This window comes from Streptomyces sp. NPDC091280 (assembly GCF_044768565.1).
GTDB lineage: Bacteria > Actinomycetota > Actinomycetes > Streptomycetales > Streptomycetaceae > Streptomyces.
Genome location: NZ_JBIVUZ010000011.1, coordinates 435,177 through 456,013 on the forward strand (window position 1 = coordinate 435,177; position 20,837 = coordinate 456,013).

Genomic DNA, 20,837 nt, shown 5'->3' on the forward strand with positions numbered 1-20,837 from the left:
CGTGCGTCGGTTACGAGGTTATACGCCCTGACTGACAGAGCTCATATTGAAGTCCGGCACCCGCAGCGCGGGCATCGCAGCCCTAGTGAACCAGTCGCTCCACTCCCTGGGCAGCGTCTTTTCCGTGCGCCCGGCCTCCGTCGCCCGCCCCAGCAGATCCACCGGCGACTCGTTGAACCGGAAGTTGTTCACCTCGCCCGTCACCTCGCCGTTCTCCACGAGGTAGACGCCGTCCCGGGTCAGCCCGGTGAGCAGCAGGGTCGCCGGGTCGACCTCGCGGATGTACCAGAGGCAGGTGAGCAGCAGCCCGCGCCCGGTGTCCGCGACCATCTCCTCCAGGGAACGGTCCTCGCCCCCGCTCAGCACCAGGTTGTCGATCGACGGCGCCACCGGCAGCCCGGTCAGACCCGCGCTGTGCCGGCTCGTCAGCAGATGCCGCAGCTCGCCCTCGCGCACCCAGTCGGTCGCCGCCAGCGGCAGGCCGTTGTCGAACACCGACTGGTCGCCCCCGGAGGAGTGCGCGAGCACGAACGGGGCGGATTCCAGGCCCGGTTCGTTCGGGTCGCTGCGCAGCGTCAGCGGCAGCTCGGTGAGCTTCTCGCCGACGCGGGTGCCACCGCCCGGCTTGGAGAACACCGTGCGGCCCTCGACCGCGTCCCGTCCCGACGCCGACCACATCTGGTAGATCAGCAGGTCCGCGACCGCGGTCGGCGGCAGCAGCGTCTCGTACCGCCCGGCGGGCAGCTCGATCCGCCGCTCGGCCCAGCCCAGTCGTACGGCCAGCTCGGCGTCCAGGGCGGCCGGGTCGACGTCCTTGAAGTCCCGCGTGGAGTGGCCGGCCCAGGCCGAGCGGGTACGGTCCGGGGACTTGGCGTTCAGCTCCAGCGTCCCGTTGGGCTGGTCGTGGCGCAGCCGCAGGCCCGTCGAGGTCCCCAGGTAGCTGCTGACCAGTTCGTGGTTGGCGAAGCCGTACAGCTCGCGACCGCCCGCACGCGCGCGTGCGAACGATTCGCCGAGCGCCGGGGCGAAGTCGGTGAACACGGAGGACGAGGTCTCGGCGGGCCCGTCCGTGAAGTCGGGCGAGGCGGCCACGCCCGTGACCAGCGGCTGGGCGTCCTCGGCGGGCGCGGCCCCGCGCGCGGCGGCCTCGGCGGCCCGCACCAGCGGCTCCAGTTCCTCCGGGGTGACGGCGGACCGGGACACCACCCCCGAGGCGGTGCCCTCCTTGCCGTCGACGGTCGCGATGACGGTGAGCGTGCGCCCGCGCGTCACCCCGTTCGTGGTCAGCGCGTTGCCCGCCCAGCGGAGATTGGCGGTCGACTGCTCGTCGGCGATGACGACACAGCCGTCGGCCCGGGACAGTTCGAGGGCGCGCTCGACGATCTCGTGCGGCTTGTTCGTACGGGCGCTCATCGACCGGCCTCCTGCGTGGTGTTGAGGATGTTGACGCCCGTGAAGAGGGCCGACGGGCAGCCGTGCGAGACCGCCGCGACCTGGCCCGGCTGGGCCTTGCCGCAGTTGAAGGCGCCGCCCAGGACATAGGTCTGCGGACCGCCGACGGCCGCCATGGACCCCCAGAAGTCGGTGGTCGTCGCCTGGTACGCGACGTCCCGCAGCTGTCCGGTGATCCGCCCGTTCTCGATCTTGAAGAACCGCTGTCCGGTGAACTGGAAGTTGTAGCGCTGCATGTCGATCGACCAGGACCGGTCGCCCACCACGTAGATCCCGCGGTCGACCCCGCCGATCAGATCCTCCGTGGACAGCCCCGCCGGGTCGGGCCGGAGCGACACGTTGGCCATGCGCTGCACGGGGACATGGCCGGGGGAGTCGGCGTAGGCACAGCCGTTCGAGCGGTCGAAGCCGGTCAACCTGGCGATGCGACGGTCGAGTTGGTAGCCCACCAGGGTGCCGTCCTTGACCAGGTCCCAGGACTGGCCCTCGACGCCCTCGTCGTCGTAGCCGATGGTGGCGAGGCCGTGCTCGGCGGTGCGGTCGCCGGTGACGTTCATGCGCTCGGAGCCGTACTTGAGCTTGCCGAGCTTGTCGAAGGTGGCGAACGAGGTGCCCGCGTAGGCGGCCTCGTAGCCGAGCGCGCGGTCCAGTTCGGTCGCGTGGCCGATGGACTCGTGGATCGTCAGCCAGAGGTTGGACGGGTCGACGACGAGGTCGTAGAGGCCCGCCTCGACGCTCGGCGCGCGCATCTTCTCGGCGAGCAGCTCGGGGATCCGCGCCAGCTCCTCGTCCCAGTCCCAGCCGGTACCCGTGAGGTACTCCCAGCCGCGCCCCACGGGCGGCGCGATGGTGCGCATCGAGTCGAACTCGCCGCTCGACTCGTCGACCGACACCGCGCTCAGCTGCGGGTGCAGCCGGACCCGCTGCTGGGTGGTCACGGTCCCGGCGGTGTCGGCGTAGAACTTGTTCTCGTGCACGGTGAGCAGCGAGGCGTCCACATGGTTGACGCCGTCCGCCGCGAGCAGCCGGGCGCTCCAGTCCGCCAGCAGCCCCGCCTTCTCCTCGTCCGGCACGGAGAACGGGTCGATCTCGTACGACGAGATCCACGTCCGCTCCTCGTGCACGGGCTCGGCGGCCAGCTCGACGCGCTCGTCCGACCCGGCCGCCTTGATCACCTGGGCGGAGAGCTTCGCCATCGCCACCGCCTGCGAGGCGACCTTGGCGGCGGCATCCAGGCTCAGGTCCACGCCCGACGCGAAGCCCCAGGTGCCGCCGTGCACGACCCGGACCGCGTACCCGAGGTCGGTGGTGTCCGACGTACCGGCGGGCCGGGCGTCCCGCAGCCGCCAGGACGCGCTGCGCACCCGCTCGAACCGGAAGTCCGCGTGCTCGGCCCCGAGCGCACGCGCGCGTGCCAGCGCGGCGTCGGCCAGGGCGCGTAGCGGAAGTGCCGTGAAGGCTTCGTCGATGGAATGAGGCACGGAGGTCTCCCTGCTGTCGTGGCCTGTGGAGTCCGATCATGTCGCGCGGACCGGTGCGGGGACCACACGTTTCCGCCCGGCGTCGGCACTTTCTGTAGAGACCCGACAGCGAGTCCCCCGAGCCACTGTCGGTGCCCGATTGTCCGGTGGCGTGGGCCGACCGATAGGTTTTCGATAAGGCCGTCTGTCAACCAGGGTGTACCGGCAGGCGCGCAGGACAGCTATCGAAAGGGTGATCTGTTGAGCCGCTCGGTTCTCGTCACCGGAGGAAACCGGGGCATCGGCCTCGCCATCGCCCACGCGTTCGCCGAAGCCGGCGACAAGGTCGCGATCACGTACCGCTCGGGGGAGCCGCCGGCCGCGCTCGTCGCCTTGGGCTGCCTGGCCGTCAGGTGCGACATCACCGACACCGAGCAGGTGGAGCAGGCCTACAAGGAGATCGAGGCCGCGCACGGCCCCGTCGAGGTCCTGGTCGCCAACGCGGGCGTCACCAAGGACACGCTTCTGATGCGCATGTCCGAGGAGGACTTCACCTCGGTTCTCGACACCAACCTCACCGGCGCCTTCCGCGTCGTCAAGCGCGCCAACCGCGGCATGCTGCGCGCCAAGAAGGGCCGTGTCGTCCTCATCTCGTCGGTCGTCGGGCTGATGGGCGGCCCCGGCCAGGCGAACTACGCGGCCTCCAAGGCGGCGCTGGTCGGCTTCGCGCGCTCGCTCGCCCGTGAGCTGGGGTCGCGCAACATCACCTTCAACGTCGTCGCGCCCGGCTTTGTCGACACCGACATGACCAAGGTGCTCAGCGACGAGCAGCGCGAGAACATCGTGAAGCAGGTGCCGCTCGGCCGTTACGCGCAGCCCGAGGAGGTGGCCGCGACGGTGCGGTTCCTCGCCTCCGACGACGCCTCGTACATCACTGGAGCCGTCATCCCTGTTGACGGCGGACTGGGAATGGGTCACTGATCACCATGAGCGGAATTCTTGAGGGCAAGCGCGTCCTGATCACCGGTGTGCTGATGGAGTCCTCCATCGCCTTCCACGCCGCCAAGCAGGCCCAGGAGCAGGGTGCCGAGATCATCCTGACCGCCTTCCCGCGGCCCACGCTGACCGAGCGCATCGCCAAGAAGCTGCCGAAGCCCACCAAGGTCATCGAGCTCGACGTGACCAACGAGGAGCACCTCGCCCGCCTCGCCGACGTCGTCGGGGAGGAGCTGGGCGGCCTGGACGGCGTCGTGCACTCCATCGGCTTCGCGCCCCAGGACGCGCTCGGCGGCAACTTCCTCAACACGCCGTTCGAGTCGGTCGCCACCGCCATGCACGTCTCGGCGTACTCCCTGAAGTCGCTCACCATGGCCTGCCTGCCGCTGATGCAGAACGGCGGCTCGGTCGTCGGCCTCACCTTCGACGCGCAGTACGCCTGGCCGCAGTACGACTGGATGGGCCCCGCCAAGGCCGCCCTGGAGGCCACCAGCCGCTACGTGGCGCGTGACCTGGGCAAGCAGAACATCCGCTGCAACCTCATCTCCGCGGGCCCGCTCGCGTCGATGGCCGCCAAGTCCATCCCGGGCTTCAGCGACCTCGCCGCCGTGTGGGACAACCGCTCCCCCCTGGAGTGGGACCTCAAGGACCCGGAGCCGGCCGGCAAGGGCATCGTCGCCCTGCTGAGCGACTGGTTCCCGAAGACCACGGGCGAGATCATCCACGTGGACGGCGGCCTGCACGCCATCGGCGCGTGACGCTGCCGCAGCACCAGGTATGAGGGCCCGCACCGCGAAGGTGCGGGCCCTTGCCGTGTCACCCGTTCGGCCCCTCCGGCCGGGCGGGGAGGGCCCACAACTGCGCACTCTGGATTACGCGTTCACCACGCGATTCCCTCCCCAGCACCACCGAGGAGGTTCCCCTTGTGCGCCTGTCCCGCAGCCTCGCCTCAGTGACCGCCGCCGTCGCGCTCGTCATCTCCCTGGCGTACGAGGCGATGCCCCACGCGCGCGTGGAGGCCCGGAAACCGGCCGCCGCACCCCAGCTGTTCGGCGCCGCGTGCCGCACCGCCGTCCACGGCTCGCACGTGATCGCGTACTGCCACAACCCGTACCCCCAGACCGACCGCGTCGCCCTGCACATCGAGTGCGACCGCTGGTGGGACATCGACAGCGACGGCAACGGGATCGACGCCGGCCCGGCGCAGACCGTACGACTGACCGGCCGCTGCTGGGAGGACGTCCGCGCGGTGTGGGTCAGCCACCAGAAGCGGGCCCGATGAGCCGCCCCGGGCGGCACAGGAACGGATAGCCCGCGGCCTCCGCTGCCGCTCCTTGCGCGTCACCCGCGCGGATCGCATCCACGAGCCGCGTGTGGTCCATGTACGACTCCGGAGTCAGCTCCTCGCCGACGTCCGCGCGCAGCCAGTCCCGCAGCACCTCGCCCAGGTCGGCGTACATCGCCGTCATGACGTCGTTGTGGGAGGCCGCCACCACGGCCAGGTGCAGGGTCGTGTCGGCCGTCACGAAGGCCTCCGCGTCACCGGACTCCCAGGCCTCCTCGCGCCGTACGAGCAGGGCGTCCAGCTGCTTGAGGTCCTTCTCGGTGCGCCGCTCGGCCGCCAGCCGTGCCGCCGCCGACTCCAGGGTGGACCGCAGCTCGGCGATGTGCCGGGGGTCGGCGTCCGCGAAGCGGCGGTGCATCACGCCCGCCAGCTCGCTGGTCGCCGCGACGTAGGTGCCGGAGCCCTGGCGGATGTCCAGCAGGCCGTTGTGGGCCAGTGCGCGGACGGCCTCGCGGACCGTGTTGCGGGCGACCCCGAGCTGCTCGACCAGCTCCGGCTCGGTCGGGATCCGGGAGCCGACCGGCCACTCGCCCGAGGCGATCTGGTTCCGCAGCGCGGCGATGACCTGCTCGGACAGGGCCGAACGACGGGGGTGGCTCAGAGGCATGGCACACCTTCGCATGTGCGGGGCGGGAGCGGGCCACCCGGGGATGGACAACCAATCATCCCATGATTCTATGATGGGCAGCATGGCAAGCGAGGAAACCCGGACACTGAAGTCCACGACGACGAACACCGGCGGCCCGGCCGCGCCCGACTCCCCGGCACCGACCGGAGATCCGTCCACCGGAGGTCCGTCCACCGGAGATGCGGTCACCGGAGGTCCGTCCACCGGAGCGCCGTCGACGGCCACGCGCGCGTGGACCACGCGTCTGGTCGTCGTCGGCATCGTGCTCGCCGCACTGAACCTGCGCCCCGCCATCACCAGCCTCGGCGCCCTCCTCGAAGAGGTCCGCGACGGCCTCGGCATGAGCGGCAGCGTCGCCGGACTGCTCACCTCCGTGCCCCCGCTCTGCTTCGCCGCCTTCGGCGTCATGGCCCCGCGCCTCGCCCGCCGCTTCGGCCCGGCCGCGGTGGTCTGCGCGGGCATGGCCGCCATCACCGCGGGGCTGCTCATACGGCCGTACATCGGCGGCACGGCGGGCTTCCTGGCCGGCAGCGCGCTCGCGCTCATGGGCATCGCGGTCAGCAACGTCCTGATGCCGGTGATCGTCAAGCGCTGGTTCCCCGACCGGGTCGGCTCCATGACCGGTCTGTACTCGATGGCCCTCGCCCTGGGCACCGCCGCCGCGGCGGCGGTCACCGTGCCCATGACCGATGCCCTGGGCGGCAGTTGGCGCTCCGGCCTCGCCGTGTGGGCGGGGCTGGCCGCAGCCGCCGTACTGCCCTGGGCCGCTCTCGCGCGACACCGGGAGGCCCCTGCGGAGCCGCCCGCCCGCGCGCGGGAGGCCGAGCCCGCGCCGCGCGGGCTGCGGATCACCCGGAGCCGTACCGCGTGGGCGCTCGCCGTGTTCTTCGGTCTCCAGGCCACCGCCGCGTACATCACGATGGGCTGGATGGCGCAGATCTTCCGGGACGCGGGGGTCTCGGCGAGCGAGGCCGGGCTGCTGCTGGCCGTCACGATGGCGATGGGTGTGCCCCTGGCCTTCGTCATCCCGCGCGTGGCGACCCGGCTGCCCCGGCAGGGGCCGATCGTCGTCGTGCTCGGCCTCTGCGGTCTCGCCGGGTACGCGGGCCTGTACCTCGCGCCGGCGGGAGGCGCCTGGGCCTGGGCCCTGCTGCTCGGTATCGCCAACTGCGCCTTCCCGCTGGCCCTGACGATGGTCGGCATGCGGGCCAGGACCGGCGCGGGCGTCGCCCAGCTGTCGGCCTTCACGCAGAGCGCCGGGTATCTCATCTCCATCCCGGGGCCGCTCCTGGTCGGCGTGCTCTACCAGAGCAGTGGTGGCTGGGGACTGCCGATCGCCCTCATGGCCGGCCTGATGATTCCGCAGATGGCCGTGGGCGTCCTCGCCGGACGCGACCGCACCGTGGAGGACGAGGCGGACCGCTGACTCCACCCCGGCAAGGACCGTTGACGCCACCCCGGCAGCCGGGGCGCCGACGGCGGGTGCGAGACTGGTCCCATGCCAGTGCTCGACCCGAACCCCCAGAACGGCCAGCGGAAGATGCTGCTCGTCTTCGGCTCGTTCTTCGCCATCTTCATCGTCATCGCCATCATCGCGACGATCGCGTCGCCGTGACCGCACGCGCCTGAGTCGATGGTGGGGTTCTCCCCACCATCCCCTAGGGGGTGAGGCTCAGGGTCAAGTGGGTGGATCTCCGGATGGGTTGAGGGCCGCGCGTTCCGTACCTTCGAACTGTGACCGCGAGAAGCGGATCGCGGACCACTCGGAGACCAGCGGAGGCACACATGTCGGCCCCAACGCAGACCCGGCCCCACCCGGCGACCACGGGCGGCGTCGACATCAGGCTCCCGTGGTGGGCCCTCGCCCTGCCGGCGCTCGCCTTCGTCACGCTGCTCGTGATGATGCTCAACCCGACGGACGCGCAAGCGGCGGCCTCGGACCCGATGATCACCCACCTCTTCGAGCGCGCGCAGCAGCTCATAGCCCGCTGAGCACGGGCGGAGCCACCCGCCAACTCCCTGCGCCCCGTGGCCTGTTTCATGCGAAGCTGGACCCCATGAGCGTCGCAGAACCCCGCAGGATCGTCCTCTTCCGGCATGCGAAGGCCGACTGGCCCGAGGTGACCGACCACGAGCGGCCGCTCGCCGAGCGAGGCCGCCTGGACGCGGCCACCGCAGGCAGCAGACTGGCCGAGACCGGCATCCCCTTCGATCTGGCCCTCTGCTCCACCGCGACCCGTACCCGGGAGACCTGGAAGCTGGCCGTCCACGAACTCGCGCACCGGCCGAAAACCGTCTACGAGGAGCGGGTCTACGAGGCCTCGCCCGGTGAGCTGATCGCCGTACTGAACGAGACACCCGACGACACGCGGAACCTGATCCTCATCGGCCACAACCCGGGCGTCCAGGGCCTGGCCGAGATCCTCTCCGGACCGGGCACCGGCGAGGCCCGCGAGCGGCTGACCCGCCGCGGCTTCTCGACCGCGGCCTTCGCCGTCCTGACCTTCGACAGCTCCTGGAAGTCCCTGGAACCGGGCGTGGCGACCCTGGTCGACTACTGGGCGCCGTCCGAGTAACCGGCCCCACGGACCCACAGGAAGCGACCCGCACGACAAAGGGCCCGCACGACAAGGGGCCCGGCATCCGTACGGTGCCGGGCCCCGAAGGTCCTGAAGTACCCGCCGACTACCCCCCCCACAACCACCCGCCGGACAGACCCTGGGTCAGTCCTCGTCGTGGGTGTCCGCCGCCTCGACCTCTTCGCGGGTGACACCCAGCAGATACAGCACGGTGTCGAGGAAGGGCACGTTGACCGCCGTGTGCGCGGCCTCCCGTACGACCGGCTTCGCGTTGAAGGCGACACCGAGACCGGCCGCGTTGAGCATGTCCAGGTCGTTGGCGCCGTCGCCGATCGCCACCGTCTGCCCCAGCGGTACGCCCGCCTCGGCGGCGAAGCGGCGCAGCAGCCGGGCCTTGCCCGCGCGGTCGACGATCTCGCCGGTGACCTTGCCGGTCAGCCTGCCGTCGACGATCTCCAGCGTGTTGGCCTGGGCGAAGTCGAGCCCGAGACGGTCCTTGAGGTCGTCGGTGACCTGGGTGAACCCGCCCGACACGACGCCGACTTGGTAGCCGAGGCGCTTGAGGGTACGGATCAGGGTGCGGGCGCCGGGCGTCAGCCGTACCTCGCTGCGCACCTTGTCGACGACCGAGACGTCCAGTCCCGCGAGCAGCGCCACGCGTGCGTGCAGCGACTGCTCGAAGTCCAGTTCCCCGCGCATCGCGGCGGCGGTCACCTCGGCTACCTCGGCCTCGCAGCCGGCGTGCGCGGCGAAGAGTTCGATGACCTCGTCCTGGATGAGCGTCGAGTCGACGTCCATGACGACCAGCCGCTGGGCGCGGCGGTGCAGCCCCGCCGCCACGACGGCGACATCGACCCCGAGGGCCGCCGCATGGGTGGCGAGCGCGGTGCGCAGGGGCTCGGTCTCCACCCCGGACACCGCGAACTCCACAGCTGTTACCGGGTACTTGGCGAGCCGGAAGATACGGTCGATGTTGCCGCCGGCCTTGGTGATGCGGGCGGCGATCGCGGCGGTGGACTCCGCGGTGAGGGGGTGGCCGAGCACGGTCACGAGTGAACGCCCGTGTCCGCGCGGCCGGTTGTCGCCGAGGCCGGAGATGATCTCCGCCTGCATCTTCATCGAATCGGCCCAGCTGTGCACGGTGGCCCGCAGATCCCCTTCGAGCCCGGCGGGCGGTGGCGTCACGAGTGCGCACAGCACCATGCGGCCACGGGTGACGACCTGCTCGATGTCGACCACGTCGACGGAGTAGGCGGCGAGGGTGTCGAAGAGTCCGGCCGTGATGCCCGGCCTGTCCTTGCCGAAGATCTTGACGAGGAGAGTGGGGACGTCAGAGGTCTGCGAAGCGCTCATGGTGTACCCACCGTATCCGGCACGGAGTGCCTTATGCCGCAGAGGTCCGCCTAGCGGACACGGAACAGTGGGTGTCCGATCGGTGGCGGGAACCTTACGAGGCGATCACGAAGGCGCTGGTGGGCGCTCACGAGCCGTTCGCGGACGGTCAGGAGACACGCCGAGCCGGTCGCGGTGGGGCGCGCCGTCGATCAGGTGTGGGCGGGGTGTCGGACAGGGGGTGCCCGGTACGGCGGTTGGTGGGGGATACGGCCGGACGGGTGGACGCGACGGTTCGGGGCGCCGCCGCGGCGATCACCGACGCCCGCCGGGCCGTCCCGGAGGGGGCGGTGGCGGGGGAGGCGGCGGCTGCGGCCCGTCGTCGGGTTCGTCCCCGGGCCGGTCCCGCCCGGCCTCCCCGGGCCGACGCCGCGGCGACCGGGACGGCGGCTCGTAGGACTGGGCCATGGTCGGAGCGCCGTACAGATCGACGGGCGGCGCAGGCGTGCCGGGCGGCGACGGTGCGCCCGGCGGCTGCGGATCGCCGTACGACTGAGGCTCGCCGTAGGCCTGCGGGTCGCCGTAGGGCCGCGTGGCGTCGTCCGCCGGGACGGCCCCGGACCGCCCCGCGCCGCCCGGCGTACCGGACGGCCGTGAGCCCGCGTCCGACGGCCGACCGCCTCCGCGCGGCGACCGCGCGTCAGGAGGCCGGGCGCCTTCCTGGGACGAGTTGGCGTTCGGTGGCCACACGCTCTCCTGATGCGGGCCCCAGCCCCTCGCCGCCCCGCCCCCCTCGGGCTGCCGTAGTTCATCGGGCAGTTGGAGATACGGATTGGTGGCCGGGTTGGGTGCGCGATACGGGGTGCTCGGCACGTACGGGCCCGTGTGCCCGGTGCTTCCCACAGGCCGCCGCGCCCCATCCGGTCGCCCTGCGTGCCCCGGAGCCCCGGCATCCCATCCGCCCTCCGCCCCCGCTCCCGTCCCCGTTCCCGTCGTCCCCAAGTCACCCAGTGCCAGCCGTGAGGCACGGCGGCCCGCCGCCCCCGTCGCATACGCCAGCAGGCCCCCGACGCCGCCCGCGCCCGCGCCCCACAGCGCGCCGAGCAGCAGGGCCATGCCCAGGTGGCCGTGCAGTTCGATGCCGGCGCCGAACGCGTCGAAGCCCAGGACCGACAGGGAGGCGTTCACCGAGACATCCGTCAGCCAGGCCAGGAACGGCAGCGTCAGCGCGGTCGCGATCCCGAGGCGTAACGCGCACCGGGCGGCGAAGGCGAGGGCCCCCGGGCCGTCGGCGCTCTTCGCGGGCAGTGGTGTCCGTGCCGCGGCGAGGACCCCGGCCAGCAGCATCATCAGGGCCGCGGCGACTCCCAACAGCCATACGCGATTGTCCAGTTCGGCCAGTCGGCCCAGTGTCACCGGCTGGTTCGACTTGGCGCTGAGGAGTTGGTCCAGGGGGTGGGGGAGGAGCTTGGCCAGTTCGCCGGTCGCCTTGCCGTCCCAGGGGACGAAGAGGCCGATCGGGATGCCGAGCCAGACCCCGTTGGGCGCGCCGAGCAGCGCGGCGCCCGCGATCCGCTTGGGGTGGTCGTCGCCGATCGCCGCGTACGCCGCCGCCGCGAGCCCCGCCGCCACCGCGACCAGCAGCACCGTCACGAGCGCGGACGCGGCCGGCCGTACGACGCGGTGGACGGCCTCCCAGCCCCGGGGGAGGGGCGTACGACGGGACGCCAGCAGGGCGATGAGGAGGATGCCGGCCGACCAGGCCAGGCCGCCCAGCAGGGTCGGCGCCGTGTCGACGGTGAAGCCGACCGCGGCCTTCGCCTTCGCCAGGTCGGCGATCTTGCCCGGCAGCAGCCCGCCGATGCCACCGATGTCGCCGAGGCCGGGGATGTTCACCCCGCCGCCGCTACCGCCGCCGGTGAGTTTGTCGAGGCCCAGCTTGCCGCCGTCGATCGTGATGACGTCGTGCCCGGCCCAGGCCAGGCCGCCGAGCATCGCCACGAAGAGCGCGATCACCGAGCCCGCGCGCGCGAGGAGTTCGGCGGGCGCGATCACCACCGCGCCCGCCGCCCGCAGGGACCGCAGGAAGAAGTACGACAGCAGCAGTGCCCCTGCCAGGCTCACGCCCAGTGGCGTGATCGTGACGGCCGTGGTGGCCTGGGCGCCGGTCAGGCCGAAGGCGGAGACGTCGCCGTCCGGGGTGACCGAGCCGCCCGCGCCGAGCGCCACCACCGCCGCCGTCATCGGGCCCAGCGAGCCCGTCGCGTCGGCGCCCAGCAGATGCAGGCCGAGCGCGGCCGTGCCCGCCATGCCGATCAACGCCCAGCTGACCGAGGCGATCGCGGACAGCAGGACGTCGACCCAGGGCACCCTCGTGTCGTAGTGCGCCGTCCTGACACTCGTCGCTGAGTTCATGGCAGACCCCCCGATCCGCGGCACGGCGTGGTGCGGACACCACGGATGTCCCCCTCGCGTGGATTACCACTCTCCGGGTCGGTTTCAACCCCGTCAACGGAACCGTCGGACGCATCACCGCGTGCTCTTCACAAGGCCCGACTTTCGGTCAGGGGGTGCAGCCTGAAATAGTTCCCGACGATGTTCGACATCCCTAGACTCCCTGTGATGGGGGTAACTCGGGGGACTACTCAGTGGGGCATGGAGTGCCGGAACTCGTACTGGAATTGAATGGACGGACCTGGACGCTCGACGCGTCCAGGACCTACACCCTCGGACGTGATCCGCAGGGGGACGTCGTGGTCGACGACGCCAGGGTCTCCTGGCGGCACGCCACGATCAGCTGGAGCGGCCGGAGTTGGGTCATCGACGACCACGGCAGCACCAACGGCACGTTCGTGCAGGGGCGGCGCATCCACCAGATGGAGATCGGCCCCGGCTCGTCCGTGTATCTGGGCAACGCGACCGACGGCCCGAACCTGAGCCTGTCCGGCGCCGCCGCCTCGGTGGCGAGCCCGCAGGCCCAGCCGCAGCAACAGCCGTACGCGGCACAGGGCGCGGGCCCCGGCTGGGCCCAGCAGGCGCCGCAGCAGACGCCCGAGCAGCAGCGATACCAGCCGCAGGCCGCCGCGAACATTCCGCAGCAGCCGGCACCCGGCGCCGGCGCGGGGGCGCCGCCGGTCTACGGCGACCGCAGCCCGACCACGTTCCACCAGTTCTCGCTGGGACGCGTGATGCGCATCGGCCGTGCGCTGGAGAACGAGTTGGTGGTCTCCGACCTCCAAGTCTCGCGCCACCACGCCGAGTTCCACGCGACGCCGGACGGCCGCTTCGAGATCCGCGACCTCGGCTCGCACAACGGGACGTACGTCAACGGCCAGCCGATCACCAAGGGCGGCTCCGCGCTGCTCGGCCCCAACGACATCGTCGGCGTCGGCCACTCCACGTTCCGGCTGGTCGGGGACCGGCTCGAAGAGTTCGTCGACACCGGTGAAGTCTCCTTCTCCGCCCGGCACTTGACGGTGACGGTCGACGGCGGCAAGCAGATCCTCAAGGACGTCTCCTTCGGTGTACCGGAGAAGTCGCTGATCGCGGTCATCGGCCCGTCCGGCTCCGGCAAGTCGACCCTCCTCAAGGCGCTCACCGGCTACCGGCCCGCCAACCAGGGCGACGTCCTCTACGACAACCGCAACCTGTACAAGCAGTTCGCCGAGCTGCGCCAGCGCATCGGTCTGGTCCCGCAGGACGACATCCTGCACAAGGAACTGACCGTCAAGAAGGCCCTCAAGTACGCGGCCAAGCTGCGCTTTCCCGCCGACACCACCGGCGACGAGCGCGAGGCGCGCATCGACGAGGTGCTGCGCGAGCTGAAGCTCGACATCCACAAGGAGAAGAAGATCACTTCTCTCTCCGGCGGCCAGCGCAAGCGTGTCTCGGTGGCCCTGGAACTCCTCACCAAGCCCTCGCTGATCTTCCTGGACGAGCCCACCTCGGGCCTCGACCCGGGCATGGACCGCGATGTCATGCAGCTGCTGCGCGGCCTCGCCGACGACGGCCGCACGGTCCTCGTCGTCACCCACTCCGTGGCCGAACTGGCGATCTGCGACAAGCTGTTGGTGATGGCTCCGGGCGGCGCCGTGGCCTACTTCGGCCCGCCCGAGGAGGCGCTGAACTTCTTCGGCTACGACACCTGGGCCGATGTCTTCTCCGCCTTCGAGAACTACCGCGACTACGACTGGGCCGGCCGCTGGAAGGGCTCGCAGCACTACCAGATGTACGCCGCGGACATCGACGCGATAGCTCCGCAGTCCGTACAGATGCCGCCGATGCAGGCCATGAAACCGCCGAAGCCACAGGGCTGGATGTCGCAGTTCGTGACGCTGGTGCGCCGCTACGTCACGGTGATCGCCTCCGACCGGGGCTTCCTGGCCCTGATGGTGATCCTGCCGGGCGTGCTGGGCGCGGTGAGCCTGCTCATCGACTCGGGCAACAGCCTGCTGCCCAACCCGGCCAGGGCGAACGGCACGATCATCCCGAACGGCACGGCCACCACGGTCCTGCTGATCCTCGCGGTCGGCGCCTGCTTCGCCGGCGCGGCCAACTCCGTCCGCGAGCTGATCAAGGAACGGGTCATCTACGAACGGGAACGCGCGACGGGCCTGTCCCGTTCCGCGTACCTGATGTCCAAGGTGTTCGTGCTCGGTGTGATCACCGCGCTCCAGGGCCTGATGGTCGGTGTCATCGGCTTCTCCAGCCGGGAGATCCCGGCGAAGGGCCTGGTCCTGGGCAGCCAGACCATGTTCGAGCTCTGCATCCCGATCATGGGCCTCGGCTTCACCGCGATGATGTTCGGCCTGATCATCTCCTCGCTGGTGAAGACCGCCGAGAAGACCATGCCGCTGCTGGTGATGTTCGCGATCATCCAAGTGGTGTTCACCGGCTGCCTGTTCACGCTGAACGGCGCGATCGGCGTCAACCAGTTCTCGTATCTGATGCCCTCGCGCTGGGCGGTCGGCGCCGCAGGCGCCACGCTGGACTTCAACAAGATCAGCCCGCCCAAGCCCGGCGACGCCACGGACCCGCTGTGGGAGCACACCGTCGGCGCCTGGGGCATGGACATGGCCGCCCTGATCGCCCTCGGCGTGATCTGCGGCTTCTTCGTGGCCCGCTTCCTGCGCCGCCACGAGCCGGAGGTCATGCGCAAGTAGCAGGTCCCGTACGACGCCGAAGGGCGGCACCCCTCACACGGGTGCCGCCCTTCGGCGTCGGTACCGAGACCAAGAGGTCCGCCGGAGGCCTCAGTACACGTCTCAGTACGCGCTGTTGACGTTGTCGATCGAGCCGTACCGCGCGGCGGCGTAGTTGGCCGCGGCGGTGATGTTGGCGACCGGGTCGTAGATGTTCGTCGAGGTGCCGGAGACGTGGTAGGCGTTGAACGTCGGCTGGATGACCTGGAGCAGGCCGATCGACGGGGTGCCGTTGACCGCGTTGACGTCCCAGCCGTTGACGGCGCTCGGGTTGCCCGAGGACTCCCGCATGATGTTCTTGTACAGGCCGTAGTACGAGCCCGGTATGCCCTTCTGCTTCATGATCGCCAGGGCGTGGTTGATCCAGCCGTTGAGGTTGTTGGCGTAGGTCGTCGCGGCGACGGGCTGGAGCTTTACGCGCTGGCTGGAGCGGCTCGCGGCCTTCTTGGCCTTCCGCGCGGCCTCCGCCTTCTTCTTGGCGGCGGCTTCGGCGGCCTTCTTCTTCGCGGCGGCGTCCGCCTTCGCCTTGGCGGCCTTGGCCTTGGCGTCGGCCTTGGCCTGGATCGCCTCGGTCTTGAGGCTGGCACCGGCGAGCTGGTCGGTGATGCTGGCCTTGACGCCCTTGATGGGCTCCGTGCTGTACGCCACCTTCGCCGAGGACGCGGCGTCCGTGGTGGTCGTCCCCGCGTCGCCGGGCACCGCGGAGAAGGCGAGCGCGGCGGCGCCGAGCGTGGCGACACCGGCGAGCGCGATCCTGTGCTGCCTGGACAGCTTGGCCAGGCGACTGCGACCGGGAGTGTTCGTGTTCTCGGGCATGGCGGATGGACCTCTTCGAATGGTGCGGAGGTCGCTCACCGTCCGGCGGGGACGCGGGTGCTTCCGGCACAAACGCCGCGGACGGGATCCGCGGCGCTGAGCGACGGCTGCAATTCTTAGCGGTCGCAAAAACCTGTGGCAAAGGTGTGACGTACGATCCCCGGTAGTGGACCAGGGAAGGGCAAAACGGGACAGACGGGACCGTCTGCGCCGCTCAAGCCGGTCGGGTTTCTCTCCTATGTCTTCTAGTACGTGATCTGCGCCCTATGTGCGGGCTCACACCGGTGGCGCGACGACCTCACTCGCAGTTGCTCACGCAACGCACTGTGTGAGGATCCTCCTCCGGGAGGATGAGATGCACATCGCCGAACTCGTGCCACAGGTAGCGCCCGCGCAGCGCCTCCTCGTAGCCGCGGTCCACAGCGGCCCGCCCGGCGACCGCCTCCAGCATCAGCAGATGCGAGGCCTCCGGCTCGTGCAGCCCCGTCAGCAGCCCGTCCACCACCCGCACGCCCCGCTCCGGGGTCACGACGAGATCCGTCCACCCCGCACGCGCGCGTACGACCCCATCGGGCCCGGCGGCCGACTCGACGGCCCGCACGGCGGTCGTCCCGACCGCGATCACCCGCCCGTCCCCGGCCCGGACCGCGTTGATCGCCCGCGCCGACGCCTCCGGCACCGCAAACCGCTCCGGATACGGCGGCTCGTGCGCCTCGGCCGACGCCACCCCCGTGTGCAGGGTGATCGGCGCGAACCGCACCCCCCGGCTCACCAGCTCCGTCACCGTCCGCGCGGTGAAGGGCCGCGCCGCGCTGGGCATCTCCGCACTGCCGGTCCCGTCCTCGGCCGGCAGGGAGAACACCGTCTGGTAGACGGCCAACGGCTGATCCCGCTCCGTATAGGAGTAGCGAATGGGACGCCCGTGGCGCAGCAGCAGCTCCGACACCCCCGGGCCCGACACCCGTGCCCACCACAACCGCGCGCCCCCCGCGCTCAACGGCTCCTCCAGGGTCAGCCGCGCGCTCCCGGGCAGCCGCACCTCCGCACCGGCCGGGCCGCCCGCACGCGCGCGTGTGGTCCCCTTCCCGTCCGGCTCGCGCAGCTCCACCGCCCACCGTCCGTCGTCGCCCCGCGTCGAGAAATGCACCACCACGCGCGCGTGCCCGATCCGCCCGTCCACCGCGGCGGCCAGCGTCGGCGAGGTGTTCACGACCAGCAGATCCCCGGCCCGCAACAGCCGTGGCAACTCCCCGAACGCGTGATGCGACACCTCGACACCCCGCGACACGAGCAGTCGTACGGCATCCCGGTCGAGCCCGGGCCCGCGCTGCTCGGCCGGCACGCGCGCGGACAGCTCCTCCGGGACCCGCCCTCGTTCCCGGCCACGCTCGAACGGGGGGACCCCTGTGGCCACGGTCATCGCTCCTCCAGGAGGGCCGGGGCTCCGTAGCGCCCGCTCGCCGGCCGCTCGTCCAGCAGCCGCAGGAAGGCCGGCACCACCGAGGCCGGCGCCGGCCGCGGATCGTCGTCGTCCGGCACGGCCGCCGCGTACAGGTCGGTGCCCATGTCCCCGGGATCCACCGCCCACACCCGCAGCCCGGGCTCCTCCGCGCCGAGCACCGCCGCGAGCTGGTCCAGGGCCGCCTTGGACGCCCCGTACCCGCCCCACGTCTCGTACGCCTCGGCCCCCGCGTCCGAACTCACCGCGATCACCGCCCCCGCCCGCGAGGCCCGCAGCAGCGGCAGCGCTTCCTGGACCAGGCCCAGGGCGGCCACCACGTTCACCTCCAGCGCCCGCCGCAGCCCGTCCAGAGGCAGCTCGTCGAGCCGTACGAGCGGCTCGGCGCCCAGCGCGCTCGCGTTGCTCACCACAAGGTCGACACCGCCCAGCCGCCCCGCCGCGGCCACCAGCCCGGCCCGGTGCCCGGCGTCCGTGACATCCCCGGCGACCGCCGCCACCCGCGTGCCGTACGCCGCGACGCCCGCCGCGGCCTCCCCGAGCACGCCCTCCGTCCTGGCGTCGAGCACCAGGTCCCAGCCCCGCGCGGCCAACGCCTCGGCGAGCGCCCGCCCCAGCCCCTTCGACGCCCCCGTGATGATCGCTACCGGCATGACACACGTCCCCTCGTCCACTACGCCGCCGTCGGCGTGCCCCCAACGTAGGAACGGGACCGCCCCGGCCGCGTCGGACGCCGGCCGCAGTCCACCGGGGCCCTTCGCCCTAAGCCCATCGGCCTAGGAGACGGCCGTCACCTGCCCGATCCGCGGTGTCGGACCCCGCCGGTACCGTGAGGACATGAGTCAAGGTCCACGGTCCGGCCTCGCGGCGGTGAGTTCCGCGCTGCTGGCCATGAGCAGGCACCTGGAGGTGCGCGACGTCCTCAAGACGATCGTCGCCTCGGCCCGCGAGCTGCTCGACGCCCAGTACGCCGCCCTCGGCGTCCCCGACGACCACGGCGGCTTCGCCCAGTTCGTGGTCGACGGCGTCAGCGACGCCCAGTGGAAGGCCATCGGCCCGCTCCCGCGCCAGCACGGCATCCTCGCCGCGATGCTGCACGAGGCCAAGCCCGAACGCCTCGCGGACGTGCGCAAGGACCCGCGCTTCGAGGGCTGGCCCTCGGCCCACCCCGACATGTCCGACTTCCTGGGCCTGCCCATCCGCGACGACGACGAGGTCATCGGCGCGCTCTTCCTCGCGAACAAGAACTGCCCCAAGCCGCACGGCGGTTGCGGCTTCACCGAGGAGGACGAGGAACTGCTCTCCATCCTCGCCCAGCACGCCGCCATCGCCCTCACCAACGCCCGCCTCTACGAGCGCAGCCGCGAGCTGACCATCGCCGAGGAGCGCTCCCGGCTCGCGCACGAACTGCACGACGCGGTCGCCCAGAAGCTGTTCTCCCTCCGCCTCACCGCACAGGCCGCCGCCACCCTCGTCGACCGCGACCCCTCCCGCGCCAAGGGCGAACTCCAGCAGGTGGCCGCGCTCGCCGCCGAGGCCGCCGACGAACTGCGCGCCGCAGTGGTCGAGTTGCGCCCCGCCGCCCTCGACGAGGACGGGCTCAGCGCCACCCTGCGCACCCAGATCCAGGTCCTCGACCGCGCCCACACCGCCCGCGTGACCTTCACCGGCCGCGGCTTCCGCGCCCTGCCCGCCGCCCAGGAGGAGGCCATGCTGCGGGTCGCCCAGGAAGCCCTGCACAACGCGCTGCGGCACTCCGGCGCGGAGCACGTGGCCGTGACCCTGGAGCGCAGCGGCAGCGGCGCGGTCCTGCGGATCACCGACGACGGCCGGGGCTTCGAACCCCAGTCGATCCGCCGCGCGGGACGCCACCTCGGCCTGGTCTCCATGCGGGACCGGACCAACGGCGTCGGCGGCACGCTCAGCGTGGAATCGGCGCCCGGAAAGGGCACCACGATCGAGATGGAGGTCCCCGGTGGCTGACGCAATCAAGGTGCTGATCGTCGACGACCACCAGGTCGTCCGCCGGGGCCTGCGCACCTTCCTGGAGGTGCAGGACGACATCGAGGTCGTCGGCGAGGCGGCCGACGGCGCCGAAGGGGTCGCCCGCACCGAGGAGTTGAAGCCCGACGTCGTCCTCATGGACGTCAAGATGCCGGGCATGGACGGCATCGACGCGCTGCGCAGACTCCGCGAACTCGACCTCCCCGCCCGCGTGTTGATCGTCACCAGCTTCACCGAACAGCGCACGGTGATACCCGCCCTGCGCGCGGGCGCCGCCGGCTACGTCTACAAGGACGTGGACCCGGACGCCCTGGCCGGCGCCATCCGCTCCGTGCACGCCGGCCACATCCTGCTCCAACCCGAGGTCGCCGGCGTCCTGTTGTCCCAGGAGGAGTCGAACTCCGGCCAGGGGAGGGGCGGTTCCCTCACGGAGCGGGAGCGCGAGGTGCTCGGCCTGATCGCGGACGGCCGCTCCAACCGCGAGATAGCCCGCGCCCTCGTGCTCTCTGAGAAGACGGTCAAGACCCACGTCTCGAACATCCTGATGAAGCTCGACCTGGCGGACCGCACCCAGGCCGCCCTGTTCGCCGTACGGCACGGCCTCACCAGATAGGGATCCGGCAGCGGGATCCGGCGCGGTGGAAGGGGCGCGGTGGCAACACGGAGCGTCCCCCTCCGGGCTGAGATTCATACCGTCGTGGGAATGTCCCCCGGATGGCGCATCCTTCGTGGATCTCCACCGTTCTCCCATGCGTGCCGCGGCGCCTGCCGCGGTGATCGCTAGGAGGACTCAGAAGTGAAGAACCTGAAGAAGGCAGCGGCCGTGACGATGGTGGCCGGCGGGCTGGTCGCCGCCGGTGCCGGGCTGGCCTCCGCCGACGGCCTGGCGAACGGCCAGGCCATCGGCTCGCCCGGCGTCGGCTCGGGCAACGTCGTCCAGGTCCCGGTGCACGTCCCGGTGAACGCCGTCGGCAACAGCGTCAACGTCATCGGCGTCCTGAACCCCGCCTTCGGCAACCTGGGCGTCAACCGCTGACGCACGTCGCTCCGCGACAGTGACCTCCGGCCTCCCGGCACTCCCGGGAGGCCGGTCTGCTTGTCACCCGGTCATCCGGTCGGCTTGTCGCGCCAATGATCCGAACGGGCAGTCAAACGCGCATTCCCGTGCCGTTTCCGCCACCTCCCGCGTTGTTCAGCGCACGACCCGCGGCCGGGTCGGTCACGCAATCGCAGGAGGAACGCTTCTCATGAACATCGCCAAGAAGGCCGCCGTGGCCCTCACCGTCGCCGGTATCGCCGCTGGCGCCTCCGCCGGTGCCGCTGTCGCCGACGCGGGTGCCGACGGCGCGGCCGTGAAGTCGCCCGGTGTCGGTTCCGGCAACGTCGTCCAGGTCCCGGTCCACGTCCCCGTCAACGTCGTCGGCGACAGCGTCAACGTCATCGGTCTGCTGAACCCCGCGTTCGGCAACAACGGCGTCAACGGCTGACACCCACAGATGCAGGAACGGCCCCACGAGTCAACGACGACTCGTGGGGCCGTTCTTCATTCACCGCCGTTCATACCG

20 protein-coding genes are annotated in these 20,837 nt (G+C 71.4%); 12 read left to right on the top strand and 8 right to left on the bottom strand.

Annotated features, from left to right (window positions below; translation table 11 throughout):
* Positions 1–18 precede the first annotated feature (18 nt).
* Together ACIQPR_RS32685 and ACIQPR_RS32690 are read right to left on the bottom strand one after the other, a co-directional pair.
* Complete coding sequence (locus ACIQPR_RS32685) at positions 19–1,413, bottom strand: metallopeptidase TldD-related protein (protein WP_403655576.1); 1,395 nt, start codon at positions 1,411–1,413, stop codon at positions 19–21.
* Positions 1,410–2,933, bottom strand: coding sequence for a TldD/PmbA family protein (locus ACIQPR_RS32690; protein WP_403655578.1), 1,524 nt, complete (start codon positions 2,931–2,933; stop codon positions 1,410–1,412). The genes ACIQPR_RS32685 and ACIQPR_RS32690 overlap by 4 nt, the downstream gene beginning before the upstream one ends.
* Positions 2,934–3,173: 240 nt before the next feature.
* Between ACIQPR_RS32690 and fabG the strand changes: the two genes are divergently transcribed.
* The 3 genes from fabG (at position 3,174) to ACIQPR_RS32705 (ending at position 5,190) form a co-directional block, all read left to right on the top strand.
* Positions 3,174–3,893: a 3-oxoacyl-[acyl-carrier-protein] reductase gene (gene fabG, locus ACIQPR_RS32695; RefSeq protein WP_403655579.1), complete on the top strand. Its 720-nt coding sequence runs from the start codon at positions 3,174–3,176 to the stop codon at positions 3,891–3,893.
* A 5-nt stretch (positions 3,894–3,898) separates the two neighbouring features.
* The gene (fabI, locus tag ACIQPR_RS32700) at positions 3,899–4,666 is read left to right on the top strand and encodes an enoyl-ACP reductase FabI (RefSeq protein ID WP_403655581.1); all 768 of its coding nucleotides are present in this window, start codon (positions 3,899–3,901) and stop codon (positions 4,664–4,666) included.
* A gap of 167 nt (positions 4,667–4,833) precedes the next feature.
* A complete protein-coding gene (locus tag ACIQPR_RS32705; RefSeq protein ID WP_403655583.1) occupies positions 4,834–5,190 on the top strand; it encodes a hypothetical protein in 357 nt (118 codons plus the stop codon).
* Here the strand turns inward: ACIQPR_RS32705 and ACIQPR_RS32710 are convergent.
* Positions 5,165–5,860: a FadR/GntR family transcriptional regulator gene (locus ACIQPR_RS32710; RefSeq protein ID WP_403655585.1), complete on the bottom strand. Its 696-nt coding sequence runs from the start codon at positions 5,858–5,860 to the stop codon at positions 5,165–5,167. The genes ACIQPR_RS32705 and ACIQPR_RS32710 overlap by 26 nt on opposite strands.
* A 70-nt stretch (positions 5,861–5,930) precedes the next feature.
* Between ACIQPR_RS32710 and ACIQPR_RS32715 the strand changes: the two genes are divergently transcribed.
* From ACIQPR_RS32715 to ACIQPR_RS32730, 4 genes are all read left to right on the top strand, one after another.
* Positions 5,931–7,307 carry a CynX/NimT family MFS transporter gene (locus ACIQPR_RS32715; RefSeq protein ID WP_403655587.1) on the top strand — a complete coding sequence of 459 codons (1,377 nt, stop codon included), beginning with the start codon at positions 5,931–5,933 and terminating at the stop codon, positions 7,305–7,307.
* 72 nt (positions 7,308–7,379) lie between these two features.
* Positions 7,380–7,496: an SGM_5486 family transporter-associated protein gene (locus ACIQPR_RS32720; RefSeq protein ID WP_086021959.1), complete on the top strand. Its 117-nt coding sequence runs from the start codon at positions 7,380–7,382 to the stop codon at positions 7,494–7,496.
* Between the two features lie 170 nt (positions 7,497–7,666).
* Positions 7,667–7,873: a hypothetical protein gene (locus tag ACIQPR_RS32725; protein WP_403655589.1), complete on the top strand. Its 207-nt coding sequence runs from the start codon at positions 7,667–7,669 to the stop codon at positions 7,871–7,873.
* Between the two features lie 65 nt (positions 7,874–7,938).
* A complete protein-coding gene (locus ACIQPR_RS32730) occupies positions 7,939–8,457 on the top strand; it encodes a SixA phosphatase family protein (protein WP_403655591.1) in 519 nt (172 codons plus the stop codon).
* Between the two features lie 147 nt (positions 8,458–8,604).
* Here the strand turns inward: ACIQPR_RS32730 and serB are convergent, their stop codons facing one another.
* The gene (serB, locus tag ACIQPR_RS32735) at positions 8,605–9,813 is read right to left on the bottom strand and encodes a phosphoserine phosphatase SerB (protein ID WP_403655593.1); all 1,209 of its coding nucleotides are present in this window, start codon (positions 9,811–9,813) and stop codon (positions 8,605–8,607) included.
* Between the two features lie 294 nt (positions 9,814–10,107).
* Positions 10,108–12,207: a streptophobe family protein gene (locus tag ACIQPR_RS32740; protein WP_403655595.1), complete on the bottom strand. Its 2,100-nt coding sequence runs from the start codon at positions 12,205–12,207 to the stop codon at positions 10,108–10,110.
* A 245-nt stretch (positions 12,208–12,452) separates the two neighbouring features.
* Here ACIQPR_RS32740 and ACIQPR_RS32745 point away from each other — a divergent pair, with 245 nt between their 5' ends.
* Positions 12,453–14,954, top strand: a complete 2,502-nt coding sequence (locus tag ACIQPR_RS32745) for an FHA domain-containing protein (protein WP_403655597.1) — start codon at positions 12,453–12,455, stop codon at positions 14,952–14,954.
* A 102-nt stretch (positions 14,955–15,056) separates the two neighbouring features.
* On the opposite strand, the gene ACIQPR_RS32750 is transcribed toward ACIQPR_RS32745, so the two are convergent.
* The 3 genes from ACIQPR_RS32750 to ACIQPR_RS32760 form a co-directional block, all read right to left on the bottom strand.
* Positions 15,057–15,809, bottom strand: a complete 753-nt coding sequence (locus tag ACIQPR_RS32750; protein WP_403655599.1) for a transglycosylase SLT domain-containing protein — start codon at positions 15,807–15,809, stop codon at positions 15,057–15,059.
* A 298-nt stretch (positions 15,810–16,107) separates the two neighbouring features.
* Positions 16,108–17,229, bottom strand: a complete 1,122-nt coding sequence (locus ACIQPR_RS32755) for an S-adenosylmethionine:tRNA ribosyltransferase-isomerase (RefSeq protein ID WP_403655601.1) — start codon at positions 17,227–17,229, stop codon at positions 16,108–16,110.
* Positions 17,226–17,921: an SDR family NAD(P)-dependent oxidoreductase gene (locus ACIQPR_RS32760; RefSeq protein ID WP_403655603.1), complete on the bottom strand. Its 696-nt coding sequence runs from the start codon at positions 17,919–17,921 to the stop codon at positions 17,226–17,228. The genes ACIQPR_RS32755 and ACIQPR_RS32760 overlap by 4 nt, the downstream gene beginning before the upstream one ends.
* Before the next feature lie 184 nt (positions 17,922–18,105).
* Between ACIQPR_RS32760 and ACIQPR_RS32765 the strand changes: the two genes are divergently transcribed.
* The 4 genes from ACIQPR_RS32765 (at position 18,106) to ACIQPR_RS32780 (ending at position 20,759) form a co-directional block, all read left to right on the top strand.
* On the top strand, positions 18,106–19,251 hold the full coding sequence (locus ACIQPR_RS32765; protein WP_403655605.1) for a GAF domain-containing sensor histidine kinase: 1,146 nt from the start codon (positions 18,106–18,108) through the stop codon (positions 19,249–19,251).
* The gene (locus tag ACIQPR_RS32770) at positions 19,244–19,885 is read left to right on the top strand and encodes a response regulator transcription factor (RefSeq protein WP_366494388.1); all 642 of its coding nucleotides are present in this window, start codon (positions 19,244–19,246) and stop codon (positions 19,883–19,885) included. Before ACIQPR_RS32765 ends, ACIQPR_RS32770 begins: the two co-directional genes overlap by 8 nt.
* Before the next feature lie 183 nt (positions 19,886–20,068).
* Entirely contained in the window at positions 20,069–20,308 is a 240-nt protein-coding gene (locus ACIQPR_RS32775) for a chaplin (RefSeq protein ID WP_403655607.1), read from the top strand.
* A 211-nt stretch (positions 20,309–20,519) separates the two neighbouring features.
* A complete protein-coding gene (locus tag ACIQPR_RS32780; protein WP_403655609.1) occupies positions 20,520–20,759 on the top strand; it encodes a chaplin family protein in 240 nt (79 codons plus the stop codon).
* Positions 20,760–20,837: the final 78 nt, after the last annotated feature.